The 26621-nt window shown below is 70.1% G+C and carries 21 protein-coding genes and 2 tRNA genes; 8 read left to right on the top strand and 15 right to left on the bottom strand.

Annotated elements, in window-relative coordinates:
• Positions 1-129: 129 nt before the first annotated feature.
• Positions 130-1065 carry an AraC family transcriptional regulator gene (locus tag H4281_RS03775; RefSeq protein ID WP_182889442.1) on the top strand — a complete coding sequence of 312 codons (936 nt, stop codon included), beginning with the start codon at positions 130-132 and terminating at the stop codon, positions 1063-1065.
• Here the strand turns inward: H4281_RS03775 and H4281_RS03770 are convergent.
• From H4281_RS03770 to H4281_RS03720, 11 genes are all read right to left on the bottom strand, one after another.
• Positions 1051-3327 (bottom strand): hypothetical protein, encoded by a 2277-nt coding sequence (locus tag H4281_RS03770; protein WP_182889441.1) that lies wholly within the window; start codon positions 3325-3327, stop codon positions 1051-1053. The genes H4281_RS03775 and H4281_RS03770 overlap by 15 nt on opposite strands.
• A 23-nt stretch (positions 3328-3350) precedes the next feature.
• Positions 3351-3423, bottom strand: a tRNA-Asn gene (locus H4281_RS03765).
• A 10-nt stretch (positions 3424-3433) separates the two neighbouring features.
• Positions 3434-3508 (bottom strand) — tRNA-Pro (locus H4281_RS03760).
• Positions 3509-3649: 141 nt separating this feature from the next.
• Positions 3650-4885 carry a multiple monosaccharide ABC transporter permease gene (gene mmsB / locus H4281_RS03755; protein WP_182889440.1) on the bottom strand — a complete coding sequence of 412 codons (1236 nt, stop codon included), beginning with the start codon at positions 4883-4885 and terminating at the stop codon, positions 3650-3652.
• The gene (mmsA, locus tag H4281_RS03750; RefSeq protein ID WP_182889439.1) at positions 4882-6402 is read right to left on the bottom strand and encodes a multiple monosaccharide ABC transporter ATP-binding protein; all 1521 of its coding nucleotides are present in this window, start codon (positions 6400-6402) and stop codon (positions 4882-4884) included. The genes mmsB and mmsA overlap by 4 nt, the downstream gene beginning before the upstream one ends.
• A complete protein-coding gene (gene chvE / locus H4281_RS03745) occupies positions 6399-7505 on the bottom strand; it encodes a multiple monosaccharide ABC transporter substrate-binding protein (protein WP_182889438.1) in 1107 nt (368 codons plus the stop codon). Before chvE ends, mmsA begins: the two co-directional genes overlap by 4 nt.
• Before the next feature lie 17 nt (positions 7506-7522).
• Entirely contained in the window at positions 7523-9028 is a 1506-nt protein-coding gene (araA, locus tag H4281_RS03740) for an L-arabinose isomerase (RefSeq protein ID WP_182889437.1), read from the bottom strand.
• Between the two features lie 26 nt (positions 9029-9054).
• Entirely contained in the window at positions 9055-9732 is a 678-nt protein-coding gene (locus H4281_RS03735) for an L-ribulose-5-phosphate 4-epimerase (protein ID WP_182889436.1), read from the bottom strand.
• Positions 9732-11411, bottom strand: a complete 1680-nt coding sequence (gene araB, locus H4281_RS03730) for a ribulokinase (RefSeq protein WP_182889435.1) — start codon at positions 11409-11411, stop codon at positions 9732-9734. The genes H4281_RS03735 and araB overlap by 1 nt, the downstream gene beginning before the upstream one ends.
• Before the next feature lie 101 nt (positions 11412-11512).
• On the bottom strand, positions 11513-12529 hold the full coding sequence (locus H4281_RS03725; protein WP_182889434.1) for a LacI family DNA-binding transcriptional regulator: 1017 nt from the start codon (positions 12527-12529) through the stop codon (positions 11513-11515).
• A gap of 154 nt (positions 12530-12683) precedes the next feature.
• Positions 12684-13670, bottom strand: a complete 987-nt coding sequence (locus H4281_RS03720; RefSeq protein ID WP_182889433.1) for a LuxR C-terminal-related transcriptional regulator — start codon at positions 13668-13670, stop codon at positions 12684-12686.
• A gap of 182 nt (positions 13671-13852) precedes the next feature.
• Between H4281_RS03720 and H4281_RS03715 the strand changes: the two genes are divergently transcribed.
• Positions 13853-15019, top strand: coding sequence for a glycosyltransferase (locus H4281_RS03715; protein ID WP_182889432.1), 1167 nt, complete (start codon positions 13853-13855; stop codon positions 15017-15019).
• A gap of 6 nt (positions 15020-15025) precedes the next feature.
• Here the strand turns inward: H4281_RS03715 and H4281_RS03710 are convergent, their stop codons facing one another.
• Entirely contained in the window at positions 15026-15820 is a 795-nt protein-coding gene (locus H4281_RS03710) for an IclR family transcriptional regulator (RefSeq protein ID WP_182889431.1), read from the bottom strand.
• Between the two features lie 104 nt (positions 15821-15924).
• Here H4281_RS03710 and H4281_RS03705 point away from each other — a divergent pair, with 104 nt between their 5' ends.
• The 6 genes from H4281_RS03705 to H4281_RS03680 all read left to right on the top strand — a co-directional run bounded on the left by H4281_RS03705 (position 15925) and on the right by H4281_RS03680 (position 22329).
• Positions 15925-16875, top strand: a complete 951-nt coding sequence (locus H4281_RS03705) for a DUF1177 domain-containing protein (RefSeq protein ID WP_182889430.1) — start codon at positions 15925-15927, stop codon at positions 16873-16875.
• Positions 16872-18212: a cytosine permease gene (locus tag H4281_RS03700; protein WP_182889429.1), complete on the top strand. Its 1341-nt coding sequence runs from the start codon at positions 16872-16874 to the stop codon at positions 18210-18212. Before H4281_RS03705 ends, H4281_RS03700 begins: the two co-directional genes overlap by 4 nt.
• The gene (locus H4281_RS03695) at positions 18209-19498 is read left to right on the top strand and encodes a M20/M25/M40 family metallo-hydrolase (protein ID WP_182889428.1); all 1290 of its coding nucleotides are present in this window, start codon (positions 18209-18211) and stop codon (positions 19496-19498) included. Before H4281_RS03700 ends, H4281_RS03695 begins: the two co-directional genes overlap by 4 nt.
• Before the next feature lie 29 nt (positions 19499-19527).
• Positions 19528-20262 (top strand): dipeptidase PepE, encoded by a 735-nt coding sequence (gene pepE, locus H4281_RS03690; RefSeq protein WP_182889427.1) that lies wholly within the window; start codon positions 19528-19530, stop codon positions 20260-20262.
• 245 nt (positions 20263-20507) lie between these two features.
• Positions 20508-21788, top strand: a complete 1281-nt coding sequence (locus H4281_RS03685) for an MFS transporter (RefSeq protein ID WP_312872046.1) — start codon at positions 20508-20510, stop codon at positions 21786-21788.
• Between the two features lie 22 nt (positions 21789-21810).
• Positions 21811-22329 (top strand): MarR family winged helix-turn-helix transcriptional regulator, encoded by a 519-nt coding sequence (locus H4281_RS03680; RefSeq protein ID WP_237599713.1) that lies wholly within the window; start codon positions 21811-21813, stop codon positions 22327-22329.
• Between the two features lie 104 nt (positions 22330-22433).
• On the opposite strand, the gene tcuA is transcribed toward H4281_RS03680, so the two are convergent.
• From tcuA to H4281_RS03665, 3 genes are all read right to left on the bottom strand, one after another.
• Positions 22434-23927, bottom strand: coding sequence for an FAD-dependent tricarballylate dehydrogenase TcuA (gene tcuA / locus H4281_RS03675; protein WP_182889426.1), 1494 nt, complete (start codon positions 23925-23927; stop codon positions 22434-22436).
• On the bottom strand, positions 23924-25327 hold the full coding sequence (locus tag H4281_RS03670) for an MFS transporter (RefSeq protein ID WP_182889425.1): 1404 nt from the start codon (positions 25325-25327) through the stop codon (positions 23924-23926). Before H4281_RS03670 ends, tcuA begins: the two co-directional genes overlap by 4 nt.
• A 71-nt stretch (positions 25328-25398) precedes the next feature.
• Positions 25399-26574 (bottom strand): PrpF domain-containing protein, encoded by a 1176-nt coding sequence (locus H4281_RS03665; RefSeq protein ID WP_312872045.1) that lies wholly within the window; start codon positions 26572-26574, stop codon positions 25399-25401.
• Between the last annotated feature and the right edge of the window lie 47 nt (positions 26575-26621).

Raw genomic sequence — 26621 nt, 5'->3', positions numbered from 1 at the left:
GGCCTCCTTCGTGCGTGGTGGGGCGAAGGTAGGTCCGCGCCGGCCGGGCCCACGACACGCTAAGCGCGGATCCGGTACGGATCGCGCGACGAATCCGGCACGTCGCCGCTGATCAGCTAGCATGCGTCCATGTCCGCACGCCGTGGTGCGGCGCCGCGGGACTGGGAGCGAGTCTCGAAGTCGGTGGCCGACGCCTACTTTCCGCATCAGCTGACGCCGCTGCGCGCCGGCCGCGAACCGCGGCTGACCCTGCGGACGCTCGACCTCGGCCCGGTGCTGATCGGATACGTCGGATGGGGAGCCGACGTCGAGATCGCCTGCGACTACCCCTCCGCGTACGAGGTCAATCTGCCGCTGACCGGCCACCTCGCCAGCCGCGCCAGGCACGGGTCGGTGACGTCGGTGCCGGGGCAGGCGACGGTCTTCCGGGCCGACACGCCGTCGCTGATCACCCACTGGGACGCGACCTGCACCGTGCTGGGCGTCAAATTCGACCGGGACTGGCTGGACCGCGAGGCCGAACGGGTGCTCGGCGCCGGGACCGTCCGGGTGGCCGGTGCGCTTCCGGACCAGTTACCTCTTGAGCACGGTCCGGCGCGCGACTGGCGGCATCTCGTCGCCGGGCTGTCGTCGCAGATGCGCGACGGCTCGTTGTTCAGCGACCAGCCGATCGTGCGGGAACAACTGGCCGGCGCGGTCGCGGCCGGGTTTCTCCTGGCCGGCTGCCCGGATTCCGGCCGCGTCCCGGCGCCGCGGCCGCGGGCGATCACGCGGGTGGTCGAGGCCGTCCGCGCCGATCCGGCCCGGGCGTGGACGGCGGCGGAAATGGCGGCCGTCGCCGGGACGACGGTCCGCCGGTTGCAGGAGAGCTTCCGGGACTGGGTCGGATGCACGCCTACCGAGCATCTCGTCGGGGTGCGGTTGCAGCATGCCCGCGCGGATCTCGAAGCGCACCACGAGCTGTCGGTCAGCGAGATCGCGGCCCGGTGGGGATTCTCGAGCGCCAGCCGGTTCGCTGCGGCGTTCAGGAATCGCTACGGGCACCCGCCGTCACAGGCCCGCTGAACCCTTCTTCCGGACCACGGGCAGGCACCAGTGCTTGCCCGTGGTCCAGCCGAGGAAACGCCGTCCTGCTCCGTCGTCCGTCCGGCCGTCCGCCGTGAACCGGCCGCCTTCCACGACGTGCGCCAAGCCGTTCACTGCCGGGGCGAACCGTTCGGCCAGGCCCGCGCGGGCCACCTGCTCGGCGAGCCGGCGGACGGTCGCGCGCTGAGCGTCTTCGTCGCAGAAGCTCAAAAAGAACAGCGCCTGCCGCCAGGCGTAGGCGGCGTTCTTGACCGCTTGCAGGGCTGCGTGGTGATGGTCGGTGCGGGTCGCCAGCCGGGTCACCGTCCACGTCAACGACTGTGCGGCCAGTTCGGGCGCCGCTGCCTGGAGCCGGTCCCGCAGATCGAGCGTGTGCACCAGGACTGCCAGATTCTGCGTGGTGAGAATCTGGCTCTGTTCCAGCACGGTGCCGTTCACGGCGACCGAACGGAAGCGCCACGACGGCCGCGCTCCGCCGGCTCGGGCCACGCACACGTCGGCGAAGTCGTCGGCGGTGCGCTTGGCGAGCGCGCGGAACGGGCGCGGGCGTGGTGCCGACGCCCAGGACTCCGGCAGGTCGTAGTAGCGGGCGTAGACCGTGCCCGCCATCGTGCGGCTCGCGAATTCTGCTGCCGTGCGCCATTTCGCGGTGAACGTACCCATGAAGATGTCCGCGGCGACCTCCTCCACCAGCGGCATCGGCATCCCGGCCTGTTTCGCCAGCGCGCCGAGTTCGCGCACCAGCGTGTTCGGCAGGATCGCCTGCGGGAACGCGGTGAGCGCGAGCAAGACTGTCTGGTCGAGGGTCTGGCGGGCCGCCCGGGTGGCGTCTGGACGCCGCGCTCGCAGCGGGTCGATCGCGTGGACCCAGGGCAGTTCCTCGATCCGGACCTGGTTTTCCAGGTCGAGCAGCAGCAAGCCGCGCCGGCGGCGGAAGGCCGCGTAGGTCTGGGCGTAGAGCGTCGAAAGCTGCTCGTCGTCGAAGTTCGCGGCCAGCAGTTGCGCGGTGATCTGCGGCAGGACCGTCGCGAGGACGTCGGCCGAAGTGATCACCTTCCGCGCGACCAGCTCCTCGATCGGCGCCTCCAGCGCGCGGGCGACCTTGGCGACCAGGTGCGCCGGAGCGTCCTCCGCGACCGGCTCGATCGACGGCAGCCCGCCGTCGGCCGGGAAGCGGTCCAGCCGTTCGACCATCGCGGCGGCGAGTTCGGCGTGGATGGGCCGTGCGGCGACCGAGGCTTGCAGCGCCCGGAGTGCTGCGCGCGGTTCCGAGTCCGGCTCGCCGTGCTTGGTGATCGTGTTCGCCAGGGCACGGCGGATCCAGCCGACGTCCCGGCCGGTCAGTTCCGTGCTGTCGTGCTCGCACGCCAGCAACGCGCGATGCAGCCGGGCGAAGTTGCTCTTCGGGTGCGCGTGCGCGGTCGACGCGGTGTGCTGGGCGCTCGCGCTCGCATAGTCCGCGAGCCATTCGCCGCGGCGCTGCTGCCAGTCCCGCGGCCAGGTGCGGCACGGCCAGCCGCCGGTGACGCCGGTTTCGTCCAGCCGCGGCAGGTCGCCTTCGACGGTGTCGCACCACAGCGCGACCAGCCGGTCGAACAGCGGATGCCAGACCTTGAGCGTTTCGAGCATTGCCGCGACCGCGGGCGGGGTGCTCGCCGACCGCAGCGATTCCCGGACTTCGCCGACGGTGCTCAGCCGAACCGACGCGCCAGCCGGTCGCGGCGCCGCGCCGGGCAGCGGGGCGAGGCGCAAGCGATGGAAGTACGGACGAAGCTCCTCGATCAAGTCGAGCGCGGATTCGGCGTGCCCGTGCTCCAGCAGCCACGCCACGGTCGGCAGCGCGGCGTCCTCCGGAACTTCGATCCGGTAGGACTCGGTGGCGAGCATGCCCCGCAGCGTGGCGAGCCCGCCGTCGGTGAGGTACCAGAGGTTGAGCCGCTCGCGGTCGTTCGTGCCCGACAGCGCTGCTTCCTCCGGAGACAGCGGGACCTCGGCCAGGAACCGCCCGGTGGCGAACCCGCCGTGCACGACCTCGAGGGTGATCCATGCCGGAGTGTCCGCGACCGGAGTCCGCGAGCCGATCCGCAGGGAACCGGCGGCCATGCCGGTGAGGACGTCCTGCCACTGGCTGGCTTTCGCCTGCGCCCGCTTGCGGGTCGCGCCGTCCTTCGCGGACAGGGCGGTGCGGACGGCTCGCTGGAGCTGCCCGTAGGCGTACGTCGGCGACGCGGTGTGTCCCATGTGGATTCCCCCCGGTGGTCAAGACTTGGAGGCAGGATTCGAACCTGCGCCTTCCCGGGGAACAGCCGGGTGTTCTGCCTGCTGAACTACTCCAAGAGGCGGGGGATGGACATGGAGGCGGGACTCGAACCCGCGCCTTCCCGGTCCCGAGCCAGGCGATCTGCCGCTGATCTACTCCATGTCGTTCCCCGCGCCGGAATCCTATGCTGCCGGGGGATGCTGCTGCTACTGATATAGCGCTTTGGCTGTGGGGCAGGGAAAATCCCGCGGGCAGGCAAGACCGCCGAAGCGGCTGGCGGGTCGCCCGCCAGCCAGCCCCGGGTCAGCGAGCCGCGGCGCGGCGCTTGGTCCAGATGTCGTACGCGACCGCGGCGAGCAGGACGGTGCCTTTGACCAGCATGACGCGTTCGCTGGGCGCCCCGATCAAGGACATTCCGTTGTTGATGACCGCCATGATCAGGCCGCCGGTGATGGCTCCGACCACCTTGCCGACCCCGCCCTGGACCGCCGCGCCGCCGATGAACGCGGCGGCGATGGCGTCGAGTTCGAAGTTGACGCCCGCGGTGGGCCCCGCCTGGTTGAGCCGTCCGGCGAAGATGATGCCGGCGAGCGCGGCGAGGACGCCCATGTTGACGAAGACCCAGAACGTCACGGATTTGACCTTGACCCCGGACAGGGTCGCGGCCTGGAGGTTCCCGCCGATGGCGTAGACGTGCCTGCCGAACACCGATTTCCCGGCGACGAGGGAGTAGCCGAGCACAAGCACCGCGAGCAGGACGAGGACCCAGGGCAGATTGCGGAACCGGGCCAGCTGCACGACCACGGCGAGCACCAGCGCGGCGGCGACGGCGATCTTCAGCACGAACAGCGGGAACGGATCGACTTCCTGGCCGTAGCCGAGCCGTGCGGCGCGTTTGCGCCATTGCGTCAGCACGATTCCGGCGACCACGACGACCCCGGCGAGCAGGCTGACGAGGTCGGCGCCGCCGAGCGGACCGAGTCCGATGTTGCCGAGGTAACCGCCGGTGAAGCCGTTGGACAGGGTGCGGATCGCGTCGGGGAAGGGACCGATGCCCTGGTTGCCGAGCACGGTGAGAGTGAGCGCGCGGAAGGCGAGCATCCCGGCCAGCGTCACGATGAACGCGGGGATGCCGAAGTACGCGACCCAGTATCCCTGCCAGGCCCCGATCACCGCGCCGACGACGAGGGTCAGCACGACCGCGAGCGGCCAGGGCAGCCCGAGATTGACCGTGAGGACCGCGGCGACCGCGCCGGTCATCGCCACGACCGAGCCCGCGGACAGGTCGATGTGCCCGGAGATGATCACCAGGATCATCCCGATGGCGAGGATCAGCACGTAGGAGTTCTGCACGATGATGTTCGAGATGTTCTGCGGTTCGAGCAGCGCGCCGCCGGTGATCACCTCGAACAGGACCACGATCAGCGCGAAGGCGACGTAGATGCCGCTCTGGCGGAGGTTGATCGAGATCCGCCGGGGGCTGCGCCCGGCGGGCGGGGCGGCCGGATCGGCCGGCCGCACGGGGTTGGCGGTGGTCATGGCCATTCCTTCGTCATGTGTCGCATGAGCAGTTCCTGGGTGGCGTCGGCGCGGGCGACCTCGCCGGTGATCCGGCCCGCGGAAAGCGTGTAGATGCGGTCGCAGAGGCCGAGCAGTTCGGGCAGTTCCGACGAGATGACGAGGACCGCTTTCCCTTGCGCGGCCATCTCGTTGACGATCGTGTAGATCTCGTATTTCGCGCCGACGTCGATGCCGCGGGTGGGCTCGTCGAGGATGAGCACGTCCGGGTCGGTGAAGATCCACTTGGCCAGCACGACCTTCTGCTGGTTGCCGCCGGACAGCTTGCCGGTGACGCTGCGCACCGACGGCGCCTTGATCCGGAGGTCGCGGTGGAACCGGGTCGCGACGTCGTGTTCGGTGTGCTCGTTCACCCAGCCGCGGCGCGAGAGCGCGGGCAGCCCGGCCGCGGAGGTGTTGCGCTGGATGTCGTCGATCAGGTTGAGCCCGTACAGCTTCCGGTCTTCGGTGGCGTAGGCGATGCCGTTGCGGATGGCGTCGCGGACGGACCGCAGCGTGACCTCCTTGCCGTCCTTGACCAGCCGGCCCGAGATGTTCGTGCCGTAGGACCGGCCGAAGACGCTCATCGCGAGTTCGGTGCGGCCCGCGCCCATCAGCCCGGCGAGCCCGACGATCTCGCCGCGGCGCAACGTCAGGTTCGCCCCGTCCACCACGATCCGGCCGGGCTGGCTCGGGCTGTGCACGGTCCAGTCCTCGATCCGGAGCACCTCGTCGCCGATGTCCGGTTCCCGCGGCGGGAACCGGTGTTCGAGGTCGCGCCCGACCATTCCGGTGATGATGCGTTCCTCGCTCAGCCCGGCCGCGTTGAGCGTTTCGATGGTCTTGCCGTCGCGCAGGATCGTGACGGTGTCGGCGATCGCGGTGACCTCGCCGAGCTTGTGCGAGATGATCACACAGGTGACGCCGTCGTCGCGCAATTCGCGCAGCAACCCGAGCAGATGCGCCGAATCGTCGTCGTTGAGCGCCGCGGTCGGCTCGTCGAGAATGAGCAGTTTGACGCGCTTGGACAGAGCTTTGGCGATTTCGACCAGTTGCTGTTTGCCCACGCCGAGTTCGCGCACCGGCGTGACGGCGTTCTCCCGCAGGCCGACCCGGCGCAGCAGGTCGGCGGCCTCGTGATTGGTCCGGTTCCAGTCGACCCAGCCGCGCTTGGCCCGCTCGTTGCCAAGGAAGATGTTCTCGGCGATCGAAAGCTGCGCGCACAGCGCGAGTTCCTGGTGGATGATCACGATCCCGCGGCGTTCGCTGTCGCGGATGGACCCGAACGCGCAGGCCTGACCGTCGAAGGTGATCTCGCCGTCGTAGCTGCCGTGCGGGTGGACGCCGGACAGGATCTTCATCAGAGTGGATTTCCCGGCGCCGTTCTCGCCGCAGACGGCGTGGATCTCCCCGCGCCGCACCGAGAGCGTGACGTCGGACAGCGCGGTGACGCCGGGGAAGGTCTTGGTGATCCCGCGCATGCCGAGCAGTTCGGTCATTTCAGCTGGCCCGCCGTGTAGTAGCCGGATTCGAGCAGTTCCTTCCGATAGTTGGACTTGTCCACGACGACCGGCTGCAGCAGCTGGGCCGGGACGACCTTCTTGCCGTTGTCGTAGTCGGTGGTGTTGTTGACCGCGGGCTTCTGTCCTTTGAGGACGGAGTCGGCCATTTTCACCGTGACGTCGGCGAGTTTGCGGGTGTCCTTGAACACGGTGGAGTACTGCTCGCCCGCGATGATGGACTTGACCGACGCGACTTCGGCGTCCTGTCCGGTGACCACCGGGTAGGGCTGTCCGGCGGTGCCGTAGCCGTTGCTCTTGAGCGCGGACAGGATCCCGATCGACAGGCCGTCGTACGGGGAGAGCACGCCCTGGACCTTCGCGCCGCCGGTGTAGGTCTTGGTGAGCAGGTCTTCCATCCGGCGCTGCGCGGTCGCCGGGTCCCAGCGCAGGATCGCGGTCGGCGCGAAGTCGACCTGGCCGCTCTTCACAACCAGCTTCTTGCTGGCGATCAGCGGCTTGAGCACCGACATGGCGCCGTTGTAGAAGAAGGTCGCGTTGTTGTCGTCCGGCGATCCGCCGAACAGTTCGATGTTGAACGGACCGGGTCCGTCGCCGAGGCCCTTGAGCAGCGAGTTCGCCTGTTCGACACCGACCTTGAAGTTGTCGAAGGTGGCGTAGTAGTCGACCGCGGGGGAGTTGCGGATGAGCCGGTCGTAGGCGATCACCGGGACCTTGCGGTCGGCGGCCTCCTGCAGTTGCGTGGTGAGCGCGGTGCCGTCGATCGAGGCGACGACCAGCAGTTTCGCGCCCTTGGTCAGCTGGTTCTCGATCTGGTTGACCTGGGTGGGGATGTCGTTCTCGGCGTACTGCAGGTCGACCTGGTAGCCGAGCTTCTCCAGCGCGGCCTTGATGTTGTCCCCGTCGTGGATCCAGCGTTCGGACGATTTCGTCGGCATCGTCACGCCGACCAGCGCGCCGGCGGACCCGCCCGCCTGCTGGTCGACGGTCTTCGCACTGGACCCGCAGGCGGCGGCGCCGAACGCGAGCACGGCGGCCCCGGCCGTCGCGGCGACGGTGCGGATTCCTCGAATGAACCTCATTGTTCGTTCTCCTTCTTTCAGAAACCCTGGGCGAGCCGGTGGTAGGCCTGGTTCCAGCGGATGCGGTCGCTGAAGTCCGCGGTGGTGGTGGTTTCGTCGATGACCAGCAGTTCGACGTCGAGCATCCGGGCGAAGTCCCGCACGGTCTCGGTGCCGACCGCCTGGGTGAGCACGGTGTGGTGCGGTCCGCCCGCGGTGATCCACGCTTCCGCGGACGTGGCGAGCGACGGCGCGGGCTTCCACACGGCGCGGGCCACCGGCAGGTTGGGCAGCGGCTCGTCGGGCGGGACGACGTCGATCTCGTTGGCTACCAAGCGGAATCGGTCGCCGAGGTCGATCAGGCCGAGCACCGCGCCGCGACCGGGCGCGGCGTCGAAGACCAGCCGCACCGGGTCTTCGCGGCCGCCGATGCCGAGCGGGTGGATCTCGCACGACGGGCGGTCCGCGGCGATGCTGGGGCACACTTCGAGCATGTGCGCGCCGAGGATTTTGGGTTCGCCGGGGCCGAAATGATAGGTGTAATCCTCCATAAAGGACGTTCCGCGGTCCGAGTCGCGGCCCATCGCTTTCACCGACGCCAGCAGCGCGGAGGTCTTCCAGTCGCCCTCGCCGCCGAAACCGTAGCCGTCGGCCATCAGCCGCTGCACCGCCAGTCCCGGCAGCTGGCGAAGTCCGCCGAGATCCTCGAAGTTCGTGGTGAACGCGCCGAATCCGCCTTCGGCGAGAAAGGACCGCAAGCCGAGTTCGATTCGCGCGGCGTAGCGCAGCGACTCGTGCCGTTCACCGTCGCGCTCCAGTTTCGGAGCGAGCGCGTACTCGTCGGCGTATTGCGCGACCAGGCTGTCGACGTCGGCGTCAGCGGCCGCGGCGACCCGCTCGGCGAGTTCGGTGACGCCGTAGGTGTTGACCGACACCCCGAACCGCAGCTCGGCCTCGACCTTGTCGCCTTCGGTGACCGCGACGTCGCGCATGTTGTCGCCGAACCGGGCCAGTTTCAAGGTCCGCAGATGCGCGGTGCCGATCGCCGCGCGCGCCCAGGCGTCGATGCGGGCGATCACCGCCGGATCGGCCGCGTGCCCGGCGACGGTCTTGCGCGGGATCCCGAGCCGGGTCTGGACGAACCCGAACTCCCGGTCGCCGTGCGCGGCCTGGTTGAGGTTCATGTAGTCCATGTCAAGAGTGGCCCACGGCAGCGCCGCGTCGAGCTGGGTGTGCAGGTGCAGCAACGGTTTGCGCAGCGCGTCCAGTCCGCTGATCCACATCTTCGCCGGGCTGAACGTGTGCATCCACGCGATCACTCCGACGCACGCGGGGTCGGCGTTGGCCTCTTGCAGCACTTGCCGGATCCCGGCGGATTCGGTCAGCACCGGTTTTCCGGCCAGCTCGCACGGGAGCCCGCCGGAATCGGCCAGCAGCTGCCGGATCCGCAGCGACTGCCCGGCGACCTGGTCGAGGGTCTCCTCGCCGTAGAGCGCCTGGCTGCCGGTGAGGAACCACACCTGCGGCTTGGTCGCGGAAATCATCTGTTCTCCTTGCTGGCTCAGCGGGTTCAGCGCTGGCCGTAGACGTTCTGGTAGCGCGCGTGCAGCCGGTCGACGTCGGTTCGCGACAGCGGGACGGGCGTGCCGAGCTGGTGTGCGATGTGGACGGTGCGGGCCACGTCCTCGACCATCACCGCGGCCTTCACCGCGTCCCGGGCACTGCGGCCGACGGTGAACGGGCCGTGGTTGCGCATCAGGACCGCGGGGGAGCGGGTGGCGCGCAGGGTTTCCACGAGGCCGCGGCCGATCGAGTCGTCGCCGATCAACGCGAACGGGCCGACCGGGATCTCGCCGCCGAACTCGTCGGCGATCATCGTGAGCACGCACGGGATCGGCTCGCCGCGCGCGGCCCAGGCCGTGGCGTAGGTCGAATGCGTGTGCACGACCCCGCCGACCCCGGGCAGATGCCGGTAGACGTAGGCGTGCGCGGCGGTGTCGGAGGACGGGGCGAGTTCGCCGTGCACGAGCTTGCCGTGCAGGTCGGTGACGACCATGGTGTCGGCGCTCAGGTCGTCATAGGACACTCCGGACGGCTTGATCACCATCAGGTCCTCGCCGGGCACCCGCGCCGATACGTTGCCCGCGGTCCAGACGACCAGCTCGTTGCGCGTCAGCTCGCTGTGCAGCCGCGCGACGGATTCCCTCAGCTCCGCGATCGTCCCGCGCGCCTGAGCGGTCAGCGTCATCAGTTCTGTCCTTTCGCGACAGTGGCCAGTTCGCGGCGGCGCGCGGCGAGACGGTGCAGCACGTCGTTGCCGCCGCGGCCGAAATAGTCGTGCAGCGCGGTGTATTCCGCGTACAGCTCGTCGTAGGCGGACACATTCGCCAGCACCGGTTGGTGTGCCATCCGCTGGACCGAGCCCATCGCCGCGGCGGCTGCGCGCACGTCGGGGTAAGCGCCGGCGGCGACCGCGGCGTGGATCGCCGAGCCGAGCGCGGGTCCTTGCGCCGAGCCGATCACCGAGAGCGGGAGGCCGGTGACGTCGGCGTAGATCTGCATCAGCAGCGGGTTCTTGGTCAGGCCGCCCGCGACGATCAGCTCGGTGACCGGAACTCCCGCGGCCTCGAAGGTCTCGATGATCTTGCGCGTGCCGAACGCGGTGGCTTCCAGCAGCGCCCGGTAGACGTGCTCGGGCCGGGTGCTCAGGGTCTGCCCGACGAGCACGCCGGACAGCTCGTGGTCGACCAGGACCGACCGGTTGCCGCTGTGCCAGTCGAGTGCGACCAGGCCGTGCTCGCCGATCTCCTGCTGAGCCGCGAGCCGGGTCAGGAATGCGTGGAGTCCTTCCGATCCCGCGGCATCCGAACAGGACTGGGGGACGCAATGCTCGACGAACCAGCCGAAGATGTCGCCGACCCCGCTCTGGCCCGCTTCGTAGCCCCAGAGCCCGGGGACGATGCCGCCGTCGACGACCCCGCACATGCCCGGGACCTCGCGCAGGTCGGCGCCGTTCATGACGTGGCAGGTCGACGTGCCCATGATCGCGACCATCTGGCCCGGCTCGACCGCCTGCGCGGCCGGCGCGGTGACGTGCGCGTCGACGTTCCCGACCGCTACCGCGATCCCGGCGGGCAGCCCGGTCCAGGCCGCGGCCTCCGGGCTGAGCTTCCCGGCGAGCGAGCCGAGCCGGCCGACCGGACGGTCGAGCTTGTCGTGCACAAAGGACTCGAAGCCGGGGTTGAGGCTTCGGAGGAATTCCCGGCTCGGATAGCAGCCGTCCTGGTAGATCCCCTTGTATCCGGCCGTGCAGGCGTTGCGGACGTAGGTACCGGTGAGCTGCCAGACGATCCAGTCCGCCGCCTCGACCCAATGCCGCATGGCCCGGTAAACCTCGGGGGCTTCCTCGAACAGCTGCAGCGCCTTGGCGAACTCCCATTCCGACGAGATCAGCCCGCCGTACCGCGGCAGCCACCGTTCGGCGCGTTCGCGGGCGAGGGTGTTGATGCGATCGGCCTGCGGTTGCGCGGCGTGATGCCGCCACAGTTTCACGTAGGCGTGCGGATTGCCCGCGAACTCCGGCAGTTCGGACAAGGGAGTGCCGTCCGCGGTGGCCGGGATCATCGTGCAGGCCGTGAAATCGGTGCCGATGCCGATCACGTCGTGCGGATCGGCGCCCGCTTCGGCCAGCGCGGCGGGCACGGCCGTGCGCAGGACGTCCACGTAATCCGACGGAACCTGCAACGCCCAGCCCGGCGGCAACTCCTCGGCCGTGGCGGGAAGCCGGTCGTCGACGACCCCGTGCCGGTACTCGGTCACGGCGGTCCCCAGTTCGGCGCCGTCGCGCACCCGGACGACCACCGCGCGTCCGGACAGGGTGCCGAAGTCGATGCCGACGACGAGGGAATCTGCTGGCACTGGAGGCATTTCCTTCCGGATTCCACGCCGCGCGACGAGTTGCCGCCCGGCTGTTAGCGCTAACATTCGGAGGTGCCGACCGGTTGTCCAGAGGCGGTCGTGCAGTGCTGCTACCGGGGCCCGGTGCTGTCCCGGACGATCAGATCGGGTGCGACGAGATGGCGGACGCCGGGGTCGCCGCCGTCCATGCGTTCGACGAGCAGCTTGAACGTCCGTCGTCCGACCTCGATGAAGTCCTGCCGGACGGTGGTCAGCGGCGGGCTGAAGTACGCCGCCTCCGGCACGTCGTCGAACCCGGCCACGCGAACCTGGCCCGGTACCGAGAGGCCCGCCTCGGCGAACGCGCGCAGCACGCCGAGCGCCATCTGGTCGTTCGCGACGAACACCGCGTCCGGCGATCCTTCGGCGACCAGCCGACGTCCCGCGTCGTAGCCGGACCGAGGACTCCAGTCCCCGCGCAACGGCGGCGGCACCCGCGCCCCGCGCCGCTCGAGCGCTTCCCGCCAGCCGCGCTCGCGCTCCAGCGATTCCAGCCAGTCCTCCGGCCCCGCGACGTGCCACACCGTTTCGTGCCCGAGCGACAGCAGATGCTCGGTCACCCGGCGGGCCCCGTCGTACTGGTCGACCGAGATCACCGGCACCGGAACCGATTCGCCGCCGCCGACCGCGACCATCGGAATGTCGCCGGTCACCTGCCGCAACGCCTCGCCTGCCGCGACGTGCGGCGCGATCACCACGATCCCGCCGACCGCCTGCCGCCGCAGATTGTCCACCGCCTCGGCGAAAGTCGACCGCCGCGGCCGGCTGACGCTGGAGATCGTGACGCCGTAGCCCTCCTCGCGGGCGGCGTGCTCGATCCCGTACAGCGTGCTCGCCGGACCGTACAAATTGGACTCCAGCGCCACGACGCCGAGCACGCTCGACCGCCCGGTGGCCAACGTCCTGGCCGCCGAGTTCGGCCGATACCCCAACTCCTCGACCGCGGCGAGCACCCGAGCCCGCGTCTCCGCGCGAACCGGCCCGGTGTCGTTGACGACCCGGGAGACGGTCATGTGCGAAACACCCGCCATCGCCGCCACTTCGGCAAGCCCGGGCTGGCGTTTGGCTGAAGACCCGTCGGCGGGCATGTCCGCACCTCCTCGCTGAAGTCCGCGGCGTGAGCATGGCAATGTTAGCGATAACACGCGGCTGGTCAAGGCTTTGTTTCGGAACTGGTGCGAGCAAGGGCGGGGCTGACGGGTGACCTCGCGCGCGGCGTGCCGACGTCTGCCGGCGGCTTCGTCAGCTGGTGATCGCCGCGACGAGTTCGTCCCGGCCACCGGCGGCTGTCTTGCGGAAGACTGCCTTCAGGTGCTCGTTCACGGTGTGCACCGACAGGCCGAGACTCCGAGCGATGTGCTTGGCTGCCGCGCCCTCGCACAGCTGGTGGACTATCTGGCGCTCGCGGGGAGTGAGGCTGTACCAGTCGCAGAACGACGGCAGCAGCCGCTTGCCGGTAAGCGCTTCGATCACTACGGCCACGTCGCCGGAGTCATCGTCGAGAGGTTGTGCGTGGCAGCCGACCCACCGGCCGTGGCTGGCGGCGGGCGCGGCCAGCACGGGGCGGCGGGCGTGCGGGTCGTTCAGGCGCCGACGGGTTTGCAACGACAACCCGGCCAAGTGCGCGGCATCGGTGAAGTCCGGTGTGCGGCGGCTGGTTCGCAGATGTTCCCGCCAGGCGTAGGCCTCGGGTGTGGCCGCGCGCATCCGGTGGTCCGGGCCCACGAGGATCACTCCAGGAGCCAGCATCGGCGCCCGCGGCGCCAGCGGCCCCGCAGTGACGTACTGGCGCAGAACGCGCGCCAGCGCCGGGCCCAGCCGGACTGCGCGGCGTGCGTCCTCGGCGTCGAATTGCCTGCCGCCGTGGGAGCGCAGCAACTCCAGCGTGCCCCAGGCACCCCGGCGGTCCCGGATCGGGACCAGCAGTTCACTGCCGACGCCGTACGCGCGGTACAAGTCGTCGCCCGGCACCTGCGGCGCGCTCTGGTTGCCGCAGGCGTACGCACGGTGCAGCAGCGCCAACCCGAGGCCAGGGTCGAACTTGTGCCAGAAGCTGAAGGCCGCCGGTCCGAACTCGGCTGCTGGGTTCGTCGCGGCTACGCGCAACGCGTCGTGCGCTACCAGCGGCACCAGAGCGCGGGACAACGCTTCTGCCACCGCGTCCGAGCTCGCGCCCTGCTCGACCGCCTCGTGCACGGTGCCCAGCGAACACTCCGCCACCTCGCCCATGCGACCAAGCGTGGTCGCCTCGCACCGGACCGGCAACAAAGTTTTCCGCGGACCTCTCTCGAAACAACCGAACGTGTTGGCACCCCCTAATTCTTGGTATGCCGCGGCGCGCCGGAACTGTGCCAGCCTGACGAGCTGGGCCGCCTTCGTTGAAGGCGACTGAACTCTGGAGGAGTCTTCCGATGCGTGTCCTGCTGACCGGTTTGCCGATCCGCTCGCATCTCGTACCGGCCCTCGTCCCGATGGCGAACGCGCTGCGCCGGGCCGGGCACGAGGTCGCGATCGCCACCGGCGGCGCGATGCGTGCGGAACTCGAACGGCTCGGCGTTCCGGTGCTGGTGCTGCCGGAGGTCCTGGCACCCGAAGAGATCCAGCCGGAAACGATAGGCATGCCTCAAGAACAGCTGCGCGGGTGGTGCCCCGAGCTATCCGGTCCGATCAGCGTTCCGCTGTTCCACGAAGGCATGACCGCGACCTTCACCGCGAACCTGCTCGACGTCGCGGAGCCGTGGCGCCCGGACGTGATCGTCCGGGAGACCAACGAGTACGGCGGCTTCCTTGCCGCCGAGATACTCGGCGCCGAACTGGCGGTGCTCGACATCGCGCCGCTGATCGTGCGACTGGTGCCGGATCTCGTCAAACGGCTCAACGTCGTGCGCGCGAAGTTCGGCCTCCCCGCGATCGCGTCCCTGGCTCCGGCGTACGGGAGGATCGTCGCGGGCCTGCTGCCCGAATCGTGGTACCCGCAAGGGTCGCGGACCTCCCGGCACCGCTGCTACCGCTTGCCCGACCAGTCCGGCGATCCGCTCGACGCCTCAATCGCGGAGTTGCCCGCCGACGCGCCGCTGGTGCTGATGAGCCTTGGCTCCAACGTGCGCACGCTGCTGTCCGCCGAATCGCGCCTGCTGACGATCGCAGCCGAAGCACTGGGCAGGTTGCCGATCCGCGCCGTCGTCGCGCTCGGCCACGACCCGGCGGCCTGGACTGGCCCGCGCCCGGCGAACGTGTGCTTCGTGCCATACGTGCAGCAACAATTGCTGCTGGGCGCGTGCGACGTCTTCCTCACCCACGCTGGGTTCAGCGGGATCCGGGAAGCGCTCTCCCGCGGCGTGCCGATGACGGCCTTGCCGCTATTCGCCGACCAGCCCGCCAACGCCGCCCGCGTCGAAGAGCTGGGAGCGGGCATCCAGGTGGACACTGCGGGGCTGACCCCGGACAAGCTGGCCTCCGCGCTCAGCCAGGTCATGGACAAACCGTCCTGCCGGCTCGCCGCGCGCGGACTGCAACGCCAGATCCTCGCCCTGCCTTCGCTCGACCGATTCGCTGCTGACCTTGAAGGACTGCGCTGAGGCGGTTCACCGCCGAGGAACCGGCCGGGAGAGCCGCAGTTCGATCAAATCCGCGCCGCGCCGCAAAAGCTCCACCCACTGCTCCGGATCGTGCTCAAAGCGCGAGGAAGACCACCCCACGGACAAGCTCCCGTACGGTTCCCCGCGCAAGAACACCGGCACCGCGAGCGTCGCCACCCCGGTGTCGTACTCGCCGGTCGTGAACGCCCAGCCTCGCTGAGCGACCTCGGCCAGCTGCTCCCGCAGGACGGCGAGGTCGGTGACCGTATCCGGGGTGAACCGGGCCATCGGGCGGTCGGCGAACAGGCGGTCGCGCTCTTCCTCGGGCAGGAACGCGAAGTACGCCTTGCTGGTCGCGCCCGCGTGCGCCGGGTACAGCTCGCCGACCAGCGAATAGCCGCGCAGGCGGCCGTCCGCGCCTTCGGCGGCCAGCATGCACCGGGTGTGCGCGCCGTCGGGCAGGGACAGCAGGGCGGCGTGTCCGGTCTGGGCGGCGAGATCCGACAGGACCGGGATCACCAGCAGGTCCAGCGCCCCGGCCCGGTCCCACAAGCGGCCAAGGTGGAGAGCGGCCGGGCCGATCCGGTACTTGCGGGTGCTGTCGTCGCGGACGAGGAAACCGCGGTGGGCCAGCACGGCCAGGAGCCGCTGGGCGATCGACGTGTGCAGCCCGAACTCGCGGGCCACCGCGGTGACGCCCCATTCCGGGCGGGTGCGGTCGAACGCGAGCAGCACTTGCAGCGCGCGGTCCGCGGTCTGCGGCAGGCCGGGCGGGGTGGCGCGGTCGTCGGGGTCCGGCATCCGGCCATTGTGCGAATAACGGGAAATGTTTGTAAAGCCGGGGCGCCCGGACGGAATCTGGTCGGACCAATCCCCGGCGGCCTTGAACTCTCCAGAGGAACCACATGCTCAAACACGTCCTGGAACTGCTCGAAATCCTCGACGACCCGGCGGTGACCGGGAAAGAGGTCGTCGCCTACCTCGACGCCGTCGCCGGCGCGGACGGCAGCGGCGCGGAGATCACGACGGTGCCCGGCCCCGCCGGGAAGACCGATTTCGTCCGGGTGCGCGTGTCCGGCAGCCGCGGCCGCACGGCGGGCGGCGACGCGCCCACGCTCGGTGTGGTGGGGCGGCTCGGCGGGGTCGGCGCCCGGCCGGAGGTGACCGGGTTCGTGTCCGACGGGGACGGCGCCGCCGCGGCGCTCGCCGCTGCCGCCAAACTGCTGTCGATGCGGGCGCGCGGGGACGTGCTGGCCGGCGACGTGCTGATCGGGACGCACATCTGCCCGGACGCGCCGACCCTGCCGCACGATCCGGTGCCGTTCATGAACTCGCCGGTCGACATCGCCACGATGAACAGCTACGAGCTGTCCGACGAGATGGCCGCCGTGCTGTCGATCGACACCACCAAGGGCAACCGGGTGATCAACCACCGCGGGCTCGCCCTTTCCCCGACCGTGCGCAGCGGCTACATCCTGCGGGTCTCCGAGGGCCTCGGCGAACTGCTGGAAGCGGTGACCGGTGCGCCGCTGGTGACCTACCCGATCACCACGCAGGACATCACGCCCTACGGCAACGGCGTCTACCACCTGAACTCGATCCTGCAGCCGGCGACCGCGACGGACGCGCCGGTCGCCGGGCTGGCGATCACCTCGGCGGCGACGGTGGCGGGCTGCGCGACCGGGGCCAGCCACGAGACGGACATCGCGGCCGCCGCGCGCTACGCGGTCGAGGTCGCCAAGCAGTTCGGCGCGGGCGCGCTGCACTTCCACGACGAGACGGAATTCGCCAATCTGCAAGCCCGCTACGGCTCGATGGCGCACCTGCAGACGCTGGGCACGGAGGTGGCCGGATGAGCACCGCGACGACAACCGCGAAGCACGCGAAGAAGCGGATCGGCAACGACGACTACTCGCTGCGCCGCGTCCCCGAAAGCGCCCGTTACGGGTTCGGTTCGATGCTGCTGCAGTGGCTCGCGCAGTCCGGCTCGCTGTCGCAGTTCGTGCTCGGCGCGACGCTCGGCGTGGGAATGCGGTTCTCCGACGCGTTCTGGGCGTTCACCCTCGGCGCGGTGATCCTGGAGGTGGTGATCTTCCTGATCGGCCTCGCCGGCCAGCGCGAGGGGCTCACCATGACCATGCTGACCCGGTTCACCGGATTCGGCCGCAACGGCTCCGCGCTGGTGAGCCTGGTGATCGCGATCAGCCTGGTGGGCTGGTTCGGCGTGCAGAACGGCATCTTCGGCAAGAGCATGCACGCCCTCGTCGGCGGGCCGCCGTGGCTGTGGTGCGCGGTGTCCGGCGTGGTCCTGACGCTGCTGGTGATCTACGGCTTCAAGTACATGATGTGGCTGGCGAAGATCGCGGTGCCGCTGTTCTTCGGCCTCGTCGCGTGGAGCGTCGTCTCGACCCTGTCCGACCACTCGGTGGGCGCGCTGATGTCGGCCGCGCCGACCGCGACGGCGATCTCCATCCCGGCCGCGGCGACGATCATCGCGGGCGGCTACATGACCGGCGCCGTCGTCGCCCCGGACATGACCCGGTTCAACCGCAAGGGCTGGCACGTCCTGCTGCAGAGTTCCGCGTCGATCGTGCTGTCGGAGTACATCGTCGGCATGACCGGCGTGCTGCTCGGGCACCTCGTCGGCAGTTCCGACGTCACGCACATCGTGCTGTCCACGTCGGGCTTCGTCGGGCTGATCGTGGTGGTGCTGGCGACCGCGAAGATCAACGACTGGAACCTCTACGGCTCTTCGCTGGGCGTGGTCAACTTCGTGCGGACCGTGTTCGGCCGCCCGCTGCACCGCGGCGTCGTCACGCTGGTGATCGGGATCGCCGGGACGGTGCTGTCCGCGATCGGGTTCCTGCAGCACTTCACCGCGTTCCTGTCGGTGCTGGGCGTCGCGATCCCGCCGGTGGGCGGGATCATCGTGGCCGAGTACTTCCTGGTACGCCGGCTTTCCACGCCGCTCCGAGAGACGCGCGCCGCCGGACGGGTCCCAGCGACGATGCCGGTGTGGGTGCCCGCGACGATCGCGGTGTGGGCAGTGGCGTTCTGCGTCGGCGAGTTCGTGCACTGGGGCATCCCCGCGCTGAACTCGCTGCTGACCGCCGCGATCCTGTACACGGTGCTGGGCAAGGCCGGGCTGATCCGGCCGGTGGGCTCGGCGGAACTGGAGGAGGTGGCCCGGTGACCGGTGCGCAGGACGAGGTGGTCGACCTCTGCCGGGACCTGATCCGGATCGACACGTCCAACCCGGGCGCGGCCGAGCGGCCGGCCGCCGAGTACGTCGCGGAGAAACTCTCCGACGCCGGGCTGGAACCGACGTTGGTGGAAAGCGCGCCCGGCCGGGCCAGCGTGTTCGCCCGGCTGTCCGGAGTGGACTCGTCGCGGCCCGCGCTGCTCCTGCACGGACATCTGGACGTGGTGCCCGCCGACGCCGACGAGTGGAGCGTCCCGCCGTTCTCCGGCGAGATCGCCGACGGCATGCTGTGGGGCCGCGGCGCGATCGACATGAAGGACTTCGACGCGGCGATTCTCGCGCTGGCGCGGCAGTTCGGCCGCACCGGCGAGAAACCCGCGCGCGACATCGTGTTCGGCTTCCTCGCCGACGAGGAGGGCGGCGGGAAATTCGGCTCGCACTGGCTGGCCGAGAACCGCCCGGACCTGTTCGACGGCGTGGGCGAGGCGATCACCGAGGGCGGCGGGGTGTCGTTCGACCTCGGCAACGGCAGCAGGCTGTACCCGGTCGAGTGCGCGCAGCGCGGGCAGGCATGGCTGCGGCTGACCGCCGCCGGCCGGGCCGGGCACGGTTCCTCGCCGAACGACGAAAACGCGGTCACCGATCTCGCCGAATCGCTCGCCCGGATCGGGCGGCACCGGTTCCCGGTCCGGCTGATCGAACCGGTGCGGGCGCTGCTGGAGCGCGCGGCGGAGCTGCTCGGCGTCCCGTTCGATCCCTCCGATGTGGACGGAAGCCTGGCGCGGATGGGCCGGGTGGGGGAGCTGGTGAACGTGATCCTGCGCAATTCGGCGAACCCGACCATGATCTCCGGCGGGTACCAGGTCAACGTCATCCCCGGCCGGGCCACCGCCGCGGTCGACGGCCGGTTCCTGCCCGGGTACGAGCAGGAGCTGCTGGACACGATCGACGAGCTGCTCCTGCCGTCGGTGCGCCGCGAGTTCATCCATCGCGACATCGCCATGGAGAGCGGCTTCGACGGCCCCCTGGTGGACGCCATGTGCGCGGCCGTCACCGCGGAGGATCCGGACGGCCACCCCACGCCGTACTGCAACGCGGGCGGCACCGACAACAAGGCGCTGTCCGGGCTCGGCATCCGCGGCTTCGGGTTCAAGGCGCTGCGCGTCCCGCCGGAACTGCCCTACAACCGGCTGTTCCACGGCGTGGACGAACGGGTGCCGGTGGAGTCGCTGCGGTTCTCCGTGCGGGTCTTGGACCGGCTGCTGCGGACTTGCTGAACAATGGCGGGCGAACCGAGGAGAACCGCGTGACTGACTTGCTGTTACTGTCCAATTCGACCAACCACGGCCGCGCTCCGCTGGAGCACGCGCTGGACGCGGTGGCCGAGGTGCTGGACGGGCGTGCCGAGTTGCTGTTCGTGCCGTTCGCGCTGGCCGACCACGACGGCTACACCGAGCGCATCGCCGCGGCGGTGGCACCGCTCGGGGTGCGGGTGCGCGGGCTGCACACCGCCGACGACCCGGTCGCCGCGGTGCGCTCGGCCCAGGCGGTGTTCACCGGCGGCGGCAACACGTTCCGCCTGCTGGCCGAGCTGTACCGGCGCGGGTTGCTGGCACCGTTGCGGGACCGGGTGTCCGGGGGAATGCCGTACCTCGGCGCCAGCGCGGGCACCAACATCGCCGGGCCCACCGTGCGCACCACCAACGACATGCCGATCGTGGAGCCGCCGAGCCTGACGTCGCTGGGCCTGGTGCCGTTCCAGCTCAACCCGCATTACGTCGACCCCGACCCGGGCAGCACGCACATGGGCGAGACCCGGGAGAAACGGCTCGCGGAATTCCACGAGTGCAACGACATTCCGGTGCTCGGCCTGCGCGAGGGCACGTGGCTGCGGGTCCGGGGCGGCTGGGCGGAGCTGGCGGGGGTGTCGACGAGCGGCGGTGCGCCCGGGCGGTTGTTCCGGCGCGGTGTGCCCGGGGAGGATCTTTCCGGTGATGTGAGCGATCTGCTCGCGCCGGCGAGCGAACCGGTGTGGGGCTGATCGCCCCGCTCCCGCAAACGTACGTGAGGGGACCTTGACGGAATCTGATTCCGTCAAGGTCCCCTCACGTACGTTCACCGCGTTGGGCACGGGGGAGAGGACCCTGCCGAGATAGCTTGACATAAGCATCTTAGGACAAAGATACTTCCGGACGACCCCGCCGGCCGAGGCGGCCGGTCTGGCGGCGCGGCGGGTCCGCGCGGTCCGGGCCGCCTCGCGATGGTCCGGCCCGGAAAGGAACCGCGGTGACCGTGCCGACCGAAGACCGGCGTCCCGGCGCGCCGATGACCGCGTGGCTGGGTGTGCTGGCGCTGCTCGTGGTGGTGGCGATCTCGTACATCGACCGGGTCAACGTGTCCGTGCTGATCACCGATCCGGCTTTCGCCCAGCACTTCGGGATCGCGGGCAACCGGGCGGCGCAAGGCGCTCTGATGACGCTTTTCCTGGCCGGCTACGGAATCGCGGCCATGCTGATCACGCCGTGGTACGAAGCGGTGTTCGGGGTGCGGCGCGGGTTGCTGGTCAGCCTGGCGTGCTGGGCGTTGTTCACCCTCGTGTCCCCGTACGCCGGCAGCGCGCTGCTGCTGCTGACGCTGCGGTTCCTGCTCGGGGCCAGCGAGGGCCCGCTGTTCTCGCTGAAAACCATGTACGTCAAGGACAATTTCGCCGAAGGCGCGTGGGGCAAGCCCAACGCGGTCAGCTCGATGGGCGTTTCCCTTGGCACGGCGCTGGGCATTCCGGTGATCACCTTCGCTCTCGTGCACTTCGGCTGGCACGGCTCGTTCCTCCTGCTCGCGGCGCTCAACCTGGTGGTCGGGCTGCCGCTGGTCGCCGTGTTCGTCCGAGCCTCGCGACGCCGGACGACCGTCCGCGAGCCGGCCTTGCGGCGGTACGCGGGAGCGCTGCGCACGCCCAAGCTCGGCTGGATCCTGCTGATCGAGGTGGCGACGCTCGGCTATCTGTGGGGCAGCACGTCCTGGCTGCCGTCGTATTTGCTGCAAGCACGGCATTTCTCGCTGGCGCAGATGAGCGCGCTGTCCGCGCTGCCGTTCGTGGTCAGCCTCGGGTCCGGGTTCCTCGGCGGATGGCTCATCGACCGGATGCCGGGCCGCCGGGCACCGCTCGTGCTCGTGATCGGGAGCATCGGCACCGCACTGTGCGCGACGACCGTGACGTTCGCCGATTCGCGCTGGCTCGCGGCGGCGACCCTGATCCTCGCCAACGCGTTCTGGGGCCTGCAAGGACCCGCGATCCCGACGCTGGTGCAGCAATACGCACCGGCGGGCTCGGTAGGCAGTGCCTACGGAATGATCAACGGGGTCGGCAACCTGGTGTCCGCGCTGCTTCCGGCCTTGATGGGCGTGGCGATCGCGGCGGGCGGCGACCACGGGTTCGCCGCCGGGTACGCACTGCTCGCCGCGACGCAGCTGCTCACGCTGCTCGGTGCCGTCGTGCTGCTCCGCGGTCGCGCTCCGGCCGGGAAACAACCCGCTGCCGCCGATCAGCCCGCGGCGCAGTCCGGTTAGGACGCGGATAGGCTCCGTCCGCATGCCGCGGAACGAGGAGCCGATGACGATGGACCCGGTCGACCAGGTGGTGGCGGACTGGGCACGGCAGCGCCCGGACCTGGACGCCTCTCCGATCGCGATCTTCGGCCGGGTCCGGCGGATCGCCGACCTCGCCGCAGGCGGCCTGCGCGCGTACCTGGCCCCGTACGGCCTGACCCCGGGCGCGTTCGACATCCTGTGCAACCTGCGCCGGGCCGGCCGTCCCTACCGGAAGACGCCGTCCGAACTGGCTGCCTCCTCGTTAGTCACCTCCGGCGCTCTCACCGGACGGCTGGACGCCCTCGAACGCGACGGCCTGATCCGCCGCCGCGACCACCGAGGCGACCGCAGGGTCAGCTACGCCGAACTGACCGCCGCGGGCCGCAAGCTGATCGACCGGGTCCTCGAAGGACATCTCGACCGGGAAGAAGCCCTCCTCGCCAACCTGGACGAAGCGGACCGCAAGGACATCGAACGGGCGCTCGCCCTGCTGGAAAACGCGGTCCGGCGCGGTAGCTGACCGGCCGGACGGCGGGACACCTCCGGTGCCCGCCCCCGCCGACGCCGTTGACGCGGTGAGCCGAGCTGCTGATCGAGCTGGCCTAGGCGAGAACTGTCCGGATGTCAGGCCAGCGAACCCGCGCGGCGGCCGAAGACGACCCCGGCCGCCAGGCCCGAGCCGCCGGGATAGTTGCCGGAGAAGAGGCCGCCGAGCATCTCGCCGCACGCGTACAGCCCGGGGAGCGCGCGGCCGCGCTCGTCGAGGACCCGGCCGTGCGGGTCGCAGTTCAGGCCGCCGAAGGTGAAGGTGATGCCGCAGGTGACCGCATACGCGTAGAAGGGCCCGTCGCTGAGGGGAATCGCCCAGTTGCTTTTCGGCGGCGTCGTGCCGGCTCGGCGGCCGTCTTTGACGTTGGGGTCGAACGGGATCGAAACGTCGATCGAGCGGTTGTAGTCGTTGACGGTCTTGGCGAGGCGTTCGGGGTCGACCCCGATCCGCTCGGCCAGCTCCTCGACGCTGCCGGCGCTTTCGACGGAAACGCCCGGCATGTCGTATTCCTCGGCGCGCAGCATCGGACGGAGGCCCGCGTCGAAGATCTGGTAGGCGACCGAGCCGGGCTGTTCGAGGATTTCCTTGCCGTACTTGGCATAGGTGTAGTTCCGGAAGTCCGCTCCCTCGTCGAGGAACCGTTCGCCGGCGCGGTTGACGATGATTCCGAGCGGATAGCTTTGCCGGGTGAGCCGGTTGGTCAGTTCCCGGTTGGATTCGTTGCCGGGCGTGAAGGCGTCCCACTGGGTGGAGTGACACGACTGCCAGTCGCCGCCCTTGGCCGCGCCGAGCGCGAGCGCGGCGGTGATCATCTGGCCGGTATTGAACGGGGTTCCCCGGACTTTCGCGTTTTCCCAGCCCGGGCCGAGGTGTGCTCGCCGCAGCTCCCGGTTCGCTTCGAAGCCGCCCGCGGCGAGGACGACCGACTCCGCGCGCAGCTCCTGGACGATCCCGTTGTCCTGCCGGACTTTCACTCCGGTCACGGTGCCGTTCTCGGTCAGCAGATCGAAGACGTCCTGTCCGTACCGGACTTCGGTGCCGAGCCGGTCCGCGACCCGGAGGTGGTCATGCATCAGACCCGCCCCGCCGCCGACGTTTCCGACGTGCAGGCCGCCCCAGAACAGGTAAGTGCCGTCGGCGCGTTCGTAAGCTTGCCGTTCGTACATCAGCCGGTACTTCAGGCCGAGGGAGTGCAGCCAGCGCAGGCCGGGCGCCGCCTCGTTGACGAGTGCTTCGGTGAGACCGGGGTCGTTGCGGCCGTTCGTGACTTTCGCCAGGTCCCGGGCGTAATCGGCGGGCGAGTACGGCGGCACGTGCGTGGCGGCATGGCGCTCGTCCGGCTCGATGAAATCGAGGAGATCCGCTAGACCGCGGTGGGCGATCCGCGTGGCTCCGGCGGTGTAGTAGCTGTTTCCGCCGAACTGCGCGCGCGGAGCCTTTTCGAGAAGCACCACTCGGCGGCCGCGCACCGCGGCGGCGTGTGCGGCGGTGAATGCCGCGTTGCCGCCGCCGACGACGATGACGTCAGCGGCTTTTCCGGGAGCAGCGGTTTCGGCAGAGGTGTTCAACGAAGTGTCCCTTCGGCGTTATTGGCGGTGTGCACCGGATTTGCCGCTTCGGCTTGGGCTCCGGTCCGCGCGGACAGCGATTCCAGCGAGCGTTTTCCGGTGCGCGGCCCGAAGAACGCGATCGCCAGCGCGACGATGAGCCAGCAGGCCGCGATGTACACGAACACCGCTTGGTACCCGAGTCCGGCGAAGATCGACGCGACGAGCATCGGGCCGAAGATGTTGGCGAGCCGTCCGGTTCCGTACACCAGCCCGTGTCCGGCGTTGCGCAGCCCGGTGGGGAAAAGTTCCGGGCTGTAGGCGTAGAGCAGGGTCGCGAAGGTCTGGATCAGGAGGTTGACGCAGAACCCGAAGACCACGATGGCGACCGGGTTGAAGGTCAGGCCGTAGGCCAGCCCGCTCGCCGCGGTGGCGAGTGCGGCGACCACGAGCGGAAGCTTGCGGCCGAGCCGGTCGGTCACCGGCCAGGCGAGCAGCGCACCGGGGACCGCGCCGATGGTGGTGAGGGCGGAGAACCCGAGGGATTTGGCGACGCTGAAGCCGTGCTGCGTCAGGAGGGTCGGCACCCAGGCGACGAAACCGTAGAAGCCGAGGGTCTGGAAGATCCATACGACCGCGAGGAAGAGGGTGGTGCGGCCGTACGGGCTGGCGAACAGCTGCCGGTAGCCGCTGGGGCCCGCCGGAGCGGCCGGTGCGGACGGGACGTCGGCGATCGGGGGCAACGGCCCGGCCCGCCGCTCCAGCTGGGAGAGGACGGCCTCGGCCGCGGGCAGCCGGTCCTTGTGGACGAGCCAGCGCGGGCTTTCGGGCAAGGCCGCGAGCGCGGGAAGGGCCAGCAGCGCCGCGGAGCCGAGCACGAAGACCAGCCGCCAGGCTCCGGAGCCGAGCGGGACGATGCCGCGCGCCGAGAACGACATGAACGGGATGCCCGCGAGACCGACGGCCATCACGGCCGATTGCATCCGCCCGCGGCGCGCGGCAGGCATGACCTCGGAAATGTAGGTGGTCGCCGCGACCACCATCGCCGACAGGCCGACTCCGGTCAGGAACCGGAACACGACGAACGTCGGCACGTTGACCCCGGCCGCGTTGACCAAGGAGAACAGCGAGAACAACGAAGTCGAGCAGAGCAGGGCCCGTTTGCGGCCGATGAGGTCCGAGACCCGTCCGCCGAACGCCGCGCCCACCGCCATGCCCAGGAACGCGGCCGAGGTGACGACCGCGATGTCCCCGACGGAGAATCCGAGGTGCTTGACCAGCGCCGGCGCGACGTAGGCGAAGGTGTTCAGGTCGCCGAATTCGAACAGGAACACGAAGGCCAGGGTGGCCAGTGCGAATTTGTGGGCTCTGGTGATCGGGAGACGGTCCAGTCGGGCGGCCGTCGTGAAGGGCGTGAGCACTTCTATCCTCCTTGATAGACGTGGCGTCCCGGCGCCGGGGGAGAGCGGGCTGGCGGCTGCGGGCGCGCAGTTCAGCGTGACACCGCGAGTGCGGCGGCGACAGCGGGACGTTTTTCCGGTTGGTGCTGCGGGCGGCCCGAGAACGGGATGTGCACGACGGCGGTTGCGAGCCTTCGAGCCGCCCGGCGCAAGGAGACCGCCTCGACCGCCCCGTCGGGGGAACGGGTCCAGCGGACCTCGACCACGCCGGCGAGGGTCCCGATTCGCAGCGACTGGCGGCCGTCGCCGACGAGGGAGTGCACGACGCTGCCGTGCGTCGCGGCTGCGGTCGCCACAGCCACCGCTGAGGTCAGTCCGATCGCGGGGTGCGCGGCGTGCATCGAAAGCATGCGGACCGACATGTCGTAGTCCTGTGCGCGGATCAGCTTTCCGTTGGCTGTCCGGTAATCCGCCGCGGGTCCGGCTACTCCGGTCTTGGGCACCGCGTTGGGCGCCGGGCGGCCCGGCGGCACCAACCCGTGCAGGACGGCGCCTGCCGCGCGGAAGGCGGTGAGCATCGGCAGCCGCTCGGCGACCGCTTCGGCGGATTCGGTCGCGGTCATCGCGACGCTGTGCGCGTCGAGAAGGATCGCGGGCGCTCCGGCGTTGACGAGGGTGGCGTCGGCGGTCGTTCCACCGGCGTCGACGACCTGGCTCGGGCGGCGAGTGGGGAACGAACGGTCGAGATCGAACGGGCCGCGGAAGGTCAGTTCCACCGGCACCCCGCCCGATTCGACGCCTGGCACGAGAGTTTTCCCGCTCCGCGGCGCGCGGCCGCCCGGGGTGGCGATCGCGGTCTGCAGCACTGCGCCGGTGTTGAGGTTGCGGAGCCGCACGGTCGTCACCTCGCCCTCGACGGCGACAAGACCTTCCTGCACCGCGTAGAGCCCGACCGCGGTGGCGCAGTTTCCGCAGTTGCTGCCCCATTCGACGATCCGTTCGGCGATCCCGACCTGGCCGAAGAGGTACTCGACGTCGGCGCCGGGTCCGGTCGCACGGGAGACGACCGCTGCTTTCGACGTGGTCGACGTCGCTCCGCCCACGCCGTCGATCTGCCGGAGATCGCCGGAGCCGAGCGCGCTGGCGAGCACGACGTCGAGATCGAGCGGCAGGGCCGTCACCGCGTCCGCGGCGAAGATCCAGCACTTGCTCGTGCCTCCGCGCATCCACGCACCCGCCAGATCGACCGTGCTCGCTTGGGGATTCACCTCGAACTCCTTCGGTTGGCGGCTTCCCGAGCAAGCGTGCGGCACCG

This window comes from Amycolatopsis dendrobii (assembly GCF_014145675.1).
Taxonomy (GTDB): domain Bacteria; phylum Actinomycetota; class Actinomycetes; order Mycobacteriales; family Pseudonocardiaceae; genus Amycolatopsis; species Amycolatopsis dendrobii.
Note: the sequence above shows the minus strand (reverse complement) of the source record. Positions and strands in the feature narration are given on the sequence as shown.